The 10,796-nt window shown below is 61.7% G+C and carries 7 protein-coding genes; 5 read left to right on the forward strand and 2 right to left on the reverse strand.

Annotated features, from left to right (window positions below):
* Positions 1-229: 229 nt before the first annotated feature.
* From pvdM to ACA062_RS23210, 5 genes are all read left to right on the forward strand, one after another.
* Positions 230-1,579: a pyoverdine-tailoring dipeptidase-like protein PvdM gene (pvdM, locus tag ACA062_RS23190; RefSeq protein WP_497453190.1), complete on the forward strand. Its 1,350-nt coding sequence runs from the start codon at positions 230-232 to the stop codon at positions 1,577-1,579.
* Between the two features lie 29 nt (positions 1,580-1,608).
* Entirely contained in the window at positions 1,609-2,889 is a 1,281-nt protein-coding gene (gene pvdN, locus ACA062_RS23195; protein WP_497453191.1) for a pyoverdine-tailoring periplasmic protein PvdN, read from the forward strand.
* A 161-nt stretch (positions 2,890-3,050) separates the two neighbouring features.
* Positions 3,051-3,929 (forward strand): dihydropyoverdine dehydrogenase, encoded by an 879-nt coding sequence (pvdO, locus tag ACA062_RS23200; RefSeq protein ID WP_497453192.1) that lies wholly within the window; start codon positions 3,051-3,053, stop codon positions 3,927-3,929.
* Positions 3,930-4,122: 193 nt separating this feature from the next.
* Positions 4,123-5,772, forward strand: a complete 1,650-nt coding sequence (locus ACA062_RS23205; protein WP_497453193.1) for a cyclic peptide export ABC transporter — start codon at positions 4,123-4,125, stop codon at positions 5,770-5,772.
* A gap of 252 nt (positions 5,773-6,024) precedes the next feature.
* Positions 6,025-8,484 carry a TonB-dependent siderophore receptor gene (locus ACA062_RS23210; protein WP_497453194.1) on the forward strand — a complete coding sequence of 820 codons (2,460 nt, stop codon included), beginning with the start codon at positions 6,025-6,027 and terminating at the stop codon, positions 8,482-8,484.
* A 265-nt stretch (positions 8,485-8,749) separates the two neighbouring features.
* On the opposite strand, the gene ACA062_RS23215 is transcribed toward ACA062_RS23210, so the two are convergent.
* Both ACA062_RS23215 and ACA062_RS23220 read right to left on the reverse strand, forming a co-directional pair.
* Positions 8,750-9,097: a DUF6124 family protein gene (locus ACA062_RS23215; RefSeq protein WP_497453195.1), complete on the reverse strand. Its 348-nt coding sequence runs from the start codon at positions 9,095-9,097 to the stop codon at positions 8,750-8,752.
* A 630-nt stretch (positions 9,098-9,727) separates the two neighbouring features.
* The gene (locus ACA062_RS23220) at positions 9,728-10,684 is read right to left on the reverse strand and encodes an alpha/beta hydrolase (protein WP_497453196.1); all 957 of its coding nucleotides are present in this window, start codon (positions 10,682-10,684) and stop codon (positions 9,728-9,730) included.
* Positions 10,685-10,796: the final 112 nt, after the last annotated feature.

Raw genomic sequence — 10,796 nt, forward strand, 5'->3', positions numbered from 1 at the left:
CTAGAACGATTGTTGCCCGCATAAATTTAAAAGCATCGCGGGCAAGCCCGCTCCCACAGGTGTCTGCTGTGGACACAGATTGTGTGAACACCACCGGTCACTGTGGGAGCGGGCTTGCCCGCGATGAGGCCATAAGCCCCACTAAATTTCGCACTCGGTCACTCGTTCTTCCCAGATAGCAAAGGCCCCTGCGCACGCTTCGGGGGCGGCGAACCTGACAGAGACGGCAATGACCAAACCACGTTCGAAAAAGGCGCTCTACATCGGCCTGCCGCTGGCCCTGGCGATCTGCGCCGGTGCAGGCTATGCAGCCTGGGATTACTGGTTCAAGGACAACCCCGGTTACCCGGTCAAAGTGATGAAACAGGCCGATGACCTGCAGGAACGCATGCTTTCGTTCGACAGCCACATCACCGTGCCCATGGATTTCGGCACCGCCGGCAACGAAGCCGACAAAGACGGCAGCGGCCAGTTGGACCTGGTCAAGAGCGGGCGCGGACGGTTGTCCGGTGCGGCCCTGACCATCTTTGGCTGGCCGGAAATCTGGAACGGCGACAACGCCCCGCACCGCCCCACCGCCGGTTTCGTCGACGAGGCACGCTTCGAACAGGAAACCCGCTACAAAATCATCAGCACGATGGTGCGCGACTTCCCCAACCAGGTCGCCATCGCCTACACCCCCGACGATTTCCGCCGCCTGCACGGCGAAGGCAAGTTCGCGATCTTCCTGAGCATGCTCAATGCCTATCCCCTGGGTAACGACCTCAACGCCCTGGACAAGTGGGCGGCCCGCGGCATGCGCATGTTCGGCTTCAGCTACGTGGGCAATAACGCCTGGGCTGATTCATCCCGACCCCTGCCGTTTTTCAACGATTCCCGGGACGCCCTCGGCGGCCTGTCGGAGATCGGCAAACAAGCCGTGCACCGCCTCAATGACCTCGGCGTGATCATCGATGTCTCGCAGATGTCGACCAAGGCCCTGGAGCAAGTCGCCCAACTGAGCCGCACCCCGATGGTCGCCTCCCACTCGGCACCACGGGCCCTGGTGGACATCCCGCGCAACCTCAGCGACCAGGAAATGCAGCTGATCAAGAACAGCGGCGGTGTGGTGCAGATTGTCGGCTTCCCGACCTATATCCGACCGCTGAGCCAGGCCACCCAGGACAAGCTCAACGCCCTGCGCGCCCGCTTCGACCTGCAACCGCTGCAAGGGCTGGAGATGGCCCTGATGCCGGGCGATCCGGTGATCACCGTCTGGTCCGAGCAACGCTTCGGCGAGTACGCCAGCCAGCTCTACGCAATAGTCGACGAAGAACCCAAGGCCACCCTCAAGGACTACGGCGACGCCATTGATTATGCGGTGAAGAAAATCGGCATCGACCACGTCGGCATCAGTTCCGACTTCAACGACGGTGGCGGCCTCGATGGCTGGAAGGACGTCAGCGAGGGGCGCAACGTGACAGCCGAGTTGCTCAGCCGCGGCTACAGCGAAGCCGATATCGCCAAGCTCTGGGGCGGCAATTTCCTGCGGGTCTGGGACCAGGTGCAGCAGTCCTCCAGGCCTGTGGCCAAACACTGACCCCTCTTTTGCAAAAGCGAACCGAGCTCATGACCAACCGTCGTTCATTCCTCAAGCAGGCCGGCATTCTCGCGGCGGGCCTGCCCCTGGGTGCCGCCGTAAACCTGCCGGCGCTGGCCGCCAGCCCGGCACCGCTGGCCTTGGACAAATGGGCGCAGTTGCGCCAGCTGTTCAATCAGGACCCGAACTACCTGCACTTCGCCAACTTTTTGCTGACCTCACACCCAAGGCCCGTGCGCGAGGCGATCGAGCTGCACCGCGCCAACCTCGACCGCAACCCCGGGCTGGCGATGGATTGGGACCTGGGAGAAACCGAAAAACGCGAGCACCAGGTGCGGGTCTGGGCCGGGCGTTATCTCAAGGCCGCACCGGAACAGATCGCGCTCACCGGCAGCACCACCGAAGGCCTGTCGCTGATCTACGGTGGCATCCATGTGCGCCCGGACCAGGAAATCCTCACCAGCGAACACGAACACTATGCGACCAACTATGCCCTGGCGTACCGCCAGCAAAAGGATGGGGTCAAGGTGCGCAAGCTCACGCTGTTCGAGCACAGCCACAGCGTGTCGGTGGATGAAGTTGTCGGCACCATTGCCAAAGGGATTCGCCCCGAAACCCGCGTGCTGGGCATGACCTGGGTGCAATCGGGCAGCGGCGTGAAGCTGCCGATCGGCGAGATCGGCAAATTGGTGGAGGAACACAACCGCAATCGCGAGGAAAAGGACCGCATCCTGTATGTGGTCGACGGCGTGCACGGTTTCGGCGTCGAGGACCTCGACTTCCCCGACATGCACTGCGACTTCTTCATTGCCGGTACCCACAAATGGATGTTCGGCCCGCGCGGCACCGGGATCATCTGCGCCCGTTCGGCCGAGCTCAAGGACGTGACGCCGACCATCCCGACCTTCTCCGAGGCGACCACCTTTTCGACCATCATGACCCCTGGCGGCTACCACAGCTTTGAACATCGCTGGGCGCTGGACGAAGCCTTCAAGTTGCACCTGGAACTGGGCAAGGCCGAGGTCCAGGCGCGGATCCATGCCCTCAACACCTACGCGAAAAATCGTTTGCTGGAGCAGCCGCGGATCGAACTGGTCACACCGAAAAGTCCGCGGCTGTCCGCCGGTTTCACCTTCTTCCGGGTCAAGGATCGGGACTGCGAAAAAGTCGCGCTCCAGCTGATGCAGAACCGTGTGGTCTGCGACTCGGTGGACCGCGACGTCGGCCCGGTGATCCGCATCGCTCCGGGCCTGCTCAACACCGAAAACGACATCGACCGGTTCATGGCCTTGCTGGACAAGACCGCCTGATGCAGAACCGCTTTTCTGTAGGAGCGAGCTTGCTCGCGAAGGACGTCCGAGCACCGCGGTTCGTCAGGCAATCGCGCGTTATCGTTGACGTTTTTCGCGAGCAATCGAGCGTCGACCGGCTGCTCCTACAGTTATCACTTTTCCTTTATTCGAGATGACTCATGAACAGTGATCTATTGCCCCGTCCGCTCAAGGCCCTCGCCCTGACCGCCCTCCTGGCCGGCCTGCTGCCCGCCACCGCCCAAGCCGCTGCCGCCCCGCAACCCGGCAAAGTATTCAAGGACTGCCGCGATTGTCCGGAGATGGTGGTGCTGCCCGCCGGCACCTTCACCATGGGCACCCCTGACGACGAAGTCGGACGCGAGCCCGATGAAGGGCCGATGCACGAGGTGACCTTCGCCAAGCCCTTCGCCATGAGCCGCTTCCAGGTCACCGCCGGCGAATGGGACAGCTACGTGCGCGAAAGTGGCGTGACCATCGCCAATGGCGACCCCCGCCCCGGTCGCGAATGCATCGCCAGCAAGCCACGTTATCCGCAAAGCCCGCGCCAGCCGGCGGTGTGCATGAACTTCGATGACGTGAAGAATTACGTCGCCTGGCTGTCGAAAAAGACCGGGCACAAGTACCGCATGGTCAGCGAAGCGCAACGCGAATATGCGGCACGCGGCGGCACCAAGGGTCCATTCCCCTTCCCGTTCGATGAAGGCAAGGCATACAGCATCGCCAGGCACGCCAACACCTATGGCCCGGCGGACGGTTACAGCTACAGCTCGCCAGTGGGCAGCTACCCGCCCAACGCGTTCGGCCTGTACGACATGCATGGCAATGTCTACGAGTGGGTCGAAGACTGCGAACACCCGGACTACGTCGGCGCCCCCACCGATGGCAGCGCCTGGGTCGAGGCCCAATGCGAAGCCGTACGCATACGCGGCAACGACTGGGGTGAAGCCCCGGTGTTCTCGCGCTCCGGCAATCGCAACAGCCAGTACCCGCAAGAGCGCGGCGACTGGATGGGCTTCCGCATAGTTCGCGACCTCTAACCCCTACGCGCCCCCTGTAGGAGCCAGGCTTGCCGGCGAAGGCGATCTCTAGGACGCCTTCGCCGGCAAGCCTGGCTCCTACAGGTCCGCGTAGTGTCAGTTACCTCACCACCAGTCGGCGCCCTTGTAAATTAAGCCTCCCACCAGACGTTCTACTGGGTATCTGCCTTCACGACCCAAGGAACCTTCTTCCATGACCCAGCCAACCCGTGGCGCCATCGGCGAATTGTTCGCCCTGTTGAAACCCTTTCGGCTCATTGTCGCGGCCTCCATTTTCCTGGGCATGGTCGGCGGCCTGAGCGTCACGGTATTGCTGGCGACCATCAACAACGCCCTGCACTCGGAAACCGGCCTGAGTCAAGGTGTGGTCGCGCTGTTCGCCGGCCTGTGCCTGCTGGCGCTGGCCAGCTCGATCTGCTCGGACATCGGCACCAACTACGTCGGCCAGCACATCATCGCGACGCTGCGTAAACAGTTGGGTGAAAAGGTCCTGTCGGCCCCGATCGAACAGATCGAACGCTATCGCAGCCACCGCCTGATCCCGGTGCTGACTCACGATGTGGACACCATCAGCGACTTCGCCTTCGCCTTCGCGCCGCTGGCGATTTCGGTCACCGTGACCCTGGGCTGCATGGGCTACCTGGCGATTCTGTCGTGGCCGATGTTCCTGATCATGGTCGCCGCGATCCTGATCGGCACGGCGATCCAGACCTATGCCCAGAGCAAGGGCGTGCAGGGTTTCATGGCCGCCCGCGATGCCGAAGACGAGTTGCAAAAACACTACAACGCGATTGCCGAAGGCGCCAAGGAACTGCGCATTCACCGCCCTCGCCGCCAGCGCATGTTCGTCTCGGGCATCAAGGCCACCGCCGAGTTCATCTGCAACACCCAGGTGCGCTCGATCAACACCTTCGTCATCGCCAAGACCTTCGGCTCGATGCTGTTCTTTGTCGTCATCGGCCTGGCCCTGGCACTGCAAACCTTCTGGCCGAGCGCCGACAAAACCGTGATGAGCGGCTTCGTGCTGGTGCTGCTGTACATGAAAGGCCCGCTGGAGCATTTGATCAGCACCTTGCCGATCGTCAGCCGTGCGCAGATCGCCTTTCGCCGGATTGCCGAATTGTCCGAGCAGTTCTCCACCCCTGAGCCGCACCTGCTGCTCAGCGATCAGGGCAACGTCCAACCGGTGGTGCACGAACTGAAACTGGCCGATGTGCGTTTCGCTTTCCCGGCTGCCGAAGGTGCCGCACCGTTCCAGCTTGGGCCGGTGAACCTGACGATCAAGCAAGGCGACATCACCTTCATCGTCGGCGAGAACGGTTGCGGCAAGACCTCGCTGATCAAATTGCTGCTGGGCCTGTACACGCCGCAGCAAGGTGAAATCCGCGTCAACGGCGTGGGCATCGATGCGCAGAACCGCGACGACTATCGCCAGTTGTTCACCACCATCTTTGCCGACTATTACCTGTTCGATGACGTGGTCCAGGGCGATACGCACATCCCCGAAGACGCCAACAAATACCTGCAACGGCTGGAGATCGCGCACAAGGTCAGCGTCAAGGACGGCAATTTCACCACCACCGACCTCTCCACCGGCCAACGCAAACGCCTGGCCCTGGTCAATGCCTGGCTCGAAGAACGTCCGGTGCTGGTGTTCGATGAATGGGCGGCCGATCAGGACCCGACCTTCCGCCGGATCTTCTACACCGAGCTGCTGCCGGACCTCAAGCGCCTGGGCAAGACCATCATCGTGATCTCCCACGATGACCGGTATTTCGATGTGGCGGATCAGTTGGTGCGTATGGAAAGCGGCAAGGTCATCACCGAGCTGACGCCCGCCTGATCGGTATTTTCATGGCCTTGCGCGGACCTGTGGGAGCGGGCTTGCCCGCGATTGCGGTGGGTCAATCGCCATCTCTGTTGAACGTGATGACCCCATCGCGGGCAAGCCCGCTCCCACAGGTTCTGCGCAGTTTTCAACCTTCGCACATTTATTTTTCCGGTTTCTTTCCGGTTTTCCGTTCGTGCTGCGTCTAATAATCATTCCTATTAACAAAAACTCTGCACAACACTTTTTCAGGAGCTCAGGTAAGTAATGCGACCTCAACCCCCCCGCACACCTCTCGCGCTGGCCGTACAGCGCCCGACTTTGCATCGCACCCTGTTCACCAGCGTACTGCTGACCGCCACCTTGCTGGGGAGCTCGATGGCCAATGCTGCACCTGTAAAAGTAAGTATCCCGGTCCAGCCGCTGTCCAGCGCGCTGACTGAACTGGGCATGCAGACCAACCTGCAGATCCTCTACAGCCCGGACCAGGTCGCCGGGATCAAGTCCCGCGCGGTGTCCGGTTCGCTGGAGCCTTCCCAGGCCCTGGCGGAACTGCTCAAGGGCACCGGGATTTCGTTCCAGATCAACGGCAACACCGTCACCCTGGTCTCCGGCGGCGGCTCGAGCCTGCAACTGGGCGCAACCACCATTTCCGGCCAGGCCCTGGGCCTGACCACCGAAGACACCGGTTCCTACACCACCGGCGCGACCACCACCGCCACCAAGTTGCCGTTGACCCTGCGTGAAACGCCGCAATCGGTGACCGTGGTGACCCGTCAGCAGATGGACGATCGCGGCGTTACCAGCGTTGCCGACGCCTTGCGCAATACTCCGGGCGTTACGTCGCAGAAGTACGACAGCGACCGTACCGAGTTCTCCTCCCGTGGTTTTGCCATCACCAACTATCAATACGATGGCGTCAACATCCCCTACGACGGGGTTTACGGTGAGAACCCGAACAACAGCGACGACTCCGCCAGCCTCGACCGCATCGAAGTCATCAAAGGGGCTACCGGCCTGATGACCGGCTCGGGTGACCCGTCTGCCACCGTCAACCTGGTGCGCAAGAAACCGACCAAGGAATTCAAGGCCTCGGTCAGCGCCACCGCCGGTTACTGGGACAACTACCGCACCGAAGGCGACATCTCCGGTTCGCTGACCGAATCCGGCAATGTGCGTGGCCGCTTCGTCGGCGCCTACCAGGACAAAGATTCGTACATCGACCACTACAGCCAGAAGAAAGACCTGTTCTACGGCATCCTCGAAGCCGACCTGACCGACGACACCCTGCTGACCTTCGGCATCGACAAGTCCAGCGCCACCCCGCGCGGCAGTTCCTGGACCGGTAACTCGCCGTTCTTCAGCGATGGCGGCCGCACCGACTTCTCGCGCAGCTTCAACCCGGGGGCCGACTGGAGCCGTCGCGACTTCGAGAGCACCACCTACTTCGCCTCGCTGGAACAGGCCCTGGCCAACGACTGGAAACTCAAGGTCAGCCTCGACCAGAAAACCACCGATCACGATACCCGCCTGGCCTCGGCCAGCGGCGGCAACCCGGACCGCGCCACCGGTGAAGGCATGTTCCTGTACTGGGGGCGCTGGGAAGGCCATCGCGTGCAGAACACCGCTGACGTGAACGTCTCCGGCCCGTTCACCCTGGGCGGTCGCGAGCACGAACTGGTCGCCGGTTTCATGGCTTCGCACTCGCGCCAGACCGGTGCCACCTACGACACCAGCGCCTTCGAAATGGTCCCGGGCAGTATCTTTGACTGGAAAGGCAACCTGCCGGTCCAGGACTTCCCGAAAAACGGCAAGTACGAGCGCACCACCAGCCAGAATGGCGTTTACCTGGCCACGCGCCTGCGTCCGACCGACGACCTGTCGTTCATCCTTGGCAGCCGCCTGAGCACCTTCAAATACAACGAAGACTACAGCTACTACCCGGGCGGTACCCTGACCGACACTCACGCCAGCTACAAGGAACATGGCGTGGTCACGCCGTACGCCGGTGTGGTCTATGACCTGAACGACACGTACTCGGTCTATGCCAGCTACACCAGCATCTACCAGCCGCAGATCTACAAGGACGCCAGCGGCAAGACCCTGGAGCCGGTGGAAGGCGACGCCTACGAGACCGGCCTGAAAGCGGCCTATTTCGACGGCAGACTGAACGCCAGCCTGGCCTTCTTCCGCATCGAACAGGACAACGTCGCCCAATACGTCACCACCGACGGCACCGGCCAGGACGTGTACGAAGCCATCTCCGGCGCCACCACCAACGGTGTGGAACTGGAACTGGCCGGTGAACTGGCGCAAGACTGGAACGTCTCCGCCGGCTACACCTACGCCCGCACCCGCGACCAGGACGAACAGCGCATTTTCGGCTTCCCACTGGCCACCAGCAAGCCGGAACACAGCGTACGCACGTTCACCACCTACCGCCTGCCGGGCGCGCTGAACCAGGTCACCGTCGGTGGCGGTGTCAGCTGGCAGAGCGCGTTCTACGGCCAGACCTTCAGCCCTACCGATGGCAGCGTCAATCTCAAGCAAGGCGGCTACACCCTGGTGGACCTGATGACTCGCTACCAGTACGACGAACACCTGAGCTTCACCGTCAACGCCAACAACGTCTTCGACAAGAGGTACCTGACGGGCCTGGGCAACTTCGGCACCACCTTCTCCGGCGAGCCGCGTAACATGCAAGTCACCGCGAAGTATGATTTCTGAGCGCTGAGCTGAACTGAGAAATGCCCGTGTCGTGAGATGCGGGCATTTTTTTGGGCTTCAGGATTGTGGTGAATATGAAGCCGCCATCGCGGGCAAGTCGGATCGCCGCACCGCCGCTCCCACAGAGGTTCATGTTGGCCGCATGACTTGAGTACGACTCAAAACCTGTGGGAGCGGGCTTGCCCGCGATGGGGGTATGCCAGTGACAAAGATGCTGGATGTGCCGACCTTTTCGCCAGCAAGCCGGCTCCTACAGGTCTTGCGTTTAACAGGGCGGGTCGAGTCGATCCAACGCCCGATTCACCGCCAACTCCCCCAGCATAATGACCTGCGCAATCCCCAGCAGCGAATTGCGGCTCGGCCCCTCCATATGGTCCGCCAGGTCCATGGCCATGACATTGGCCGACGCCAGAGACTCGCAGGCATGGGCCAGCAGCGTCTCGGTATCGAGTTCGGGGTTGACGATGAACATGGTGCAGAGTTTGCGTGGGGTGGCGTTGATGTCGGCAGCTGAGGGAACGCGGCCGGCGGGTTCGTGGTGAATGTTTGAGTCGGCATTTTCTGAGGAGGATGTCGGATCGGGATCCGGCGGATTCGGTGTGACCTTGAACATGGGTACTTTCTCCAGTAGAGCCACGACTCTCTCGCGACTAAACGAGAGGGAGGCAGCTGTGCGCAAGTTAGTCGACCGGTAAAGAACCCAAACCCGGCGCGCCCGAAGACGCCATGCGCACAGCCACCATCAAGTACAGGTGGATACCTGTCTGGATGACACATGTGCAACCGTGAGGGAACTAGCCGGGCGACTAAACCCGATCACTGATGGGCAGTGATGGGTATCAAGTTACCGAGCGACCCCAAGACGCACAAGCCGGCGGATTCTGGCGTAACTGTAGGCAACGGCGCAAGGTGTTGTAGCTTGTAGGAAGCCATCTTGCTGACGCTTAAACAAACGCACACAAGCGCTGTTTAATGATCGGAAAATTAACAATGTTGTATCGCGAGATGTGGGCATTTTTCATGGCTCAATGATTGTGGTGACCCTGATGCCGCCATCGCGGGCAAGCCCGCTCCCACAGGTTTTGAGTCGTACTCAAGTGACATGGCCAACATAAATCCCTGTGGGAGCTGGCTTGCCTGCGATAGCGGTAGCCGCCCTACCAAAGATGCCCGCACCAGACACAAAAAACCGTCGTCACCTTTCGCATTTCCACGCAGAGCGTGGGAACGATCTGACTTCAGATCAAACCCGTGCCCGCACCCACCCCGCCACTTGCGTATGAATCCCTTCCACCTCACTCAGCAACCCACCCATGCGCATGAAGTCATGGGTCATGCCTGGCTGTTCCAGCAACGTCACCTCATTTCCGGCAGCGCGCAAGCGCTCGGCATAGGCCAGCCCTTCGTCATGCAACGGGTCATGCCCGGCCAGGTACACCAGCGCCGGTGCCAGGCCTGACAGGTCAGCCGCCAATAACGGCGAGCAGCGCCAGTCCGCCAGGTCCTGGGTTGTGCGGGCGTAATGGGCGTAGAACCAGTCCAGCGTCGGCGTCTCCAGCAGGTAGCCTTCGGCGAAGTCGCGGTGTGAGGCGCGTTGGGTGGTGGCATCCGTCACCGGGTACACCAGTACTTGCGCCTTGGGTTTCAACAGTAATTCTGCAGGTTCGCGCACGGCCATGATCGACAGCACCGTGGCCAGGGTCGCGCCCACGCTGTCACCGGCCACGGCCACCCGCGTTGCGTCCAGGCCGTGGGCCGCGCCTTCGCGCACCAGCCAGTTGCCGGCATCGCAGGCATCCTGCACCGGGGTCGGGAAACGCCATTCCGGTGCCAGGCGGTAATCCACCGTCAACAGGGCGAAACCACCTTGGGCTGCCAGGCGTCGGCACAGTGCATCGTGGGAGTCGAGGCTGCCGACCACGTAACCGCCGCCGTGGAAATACAGGACCACGGGCTGCAGTCCGTCGACCGGGGTGCCATCGCGATACAGCCGCGCCGACAGGCTATGGCCGTCCCGCGCGGCGATGGTGAAGTCTTCGCAGGCGACGCTGTCCAGCGGCACGTCGAGAAATGCCGAGGAGGCTTCGAAATCGATCCGTGCCTGTTGCGGCGACTGTTCGTGCATGGCGCGGCTTTTGCCGGTCAGGCGGCCGAATTCGGCGAGTTCGAGGAATGCTTCAAGTTCTGGCAAGACAGCCATGGGATGAATCCTTTTACACAATGGGGTCAATGATCGGGCGGTACACAATATTGAATTGAGCGAAGATCCCCTGTAGGAGCTGGCTTGCCAGCGAAGGACTCGAGAGCGCCGC

Source organism: Pseudomonas sp. LBUM1679, from assembly GCF_059695565.1.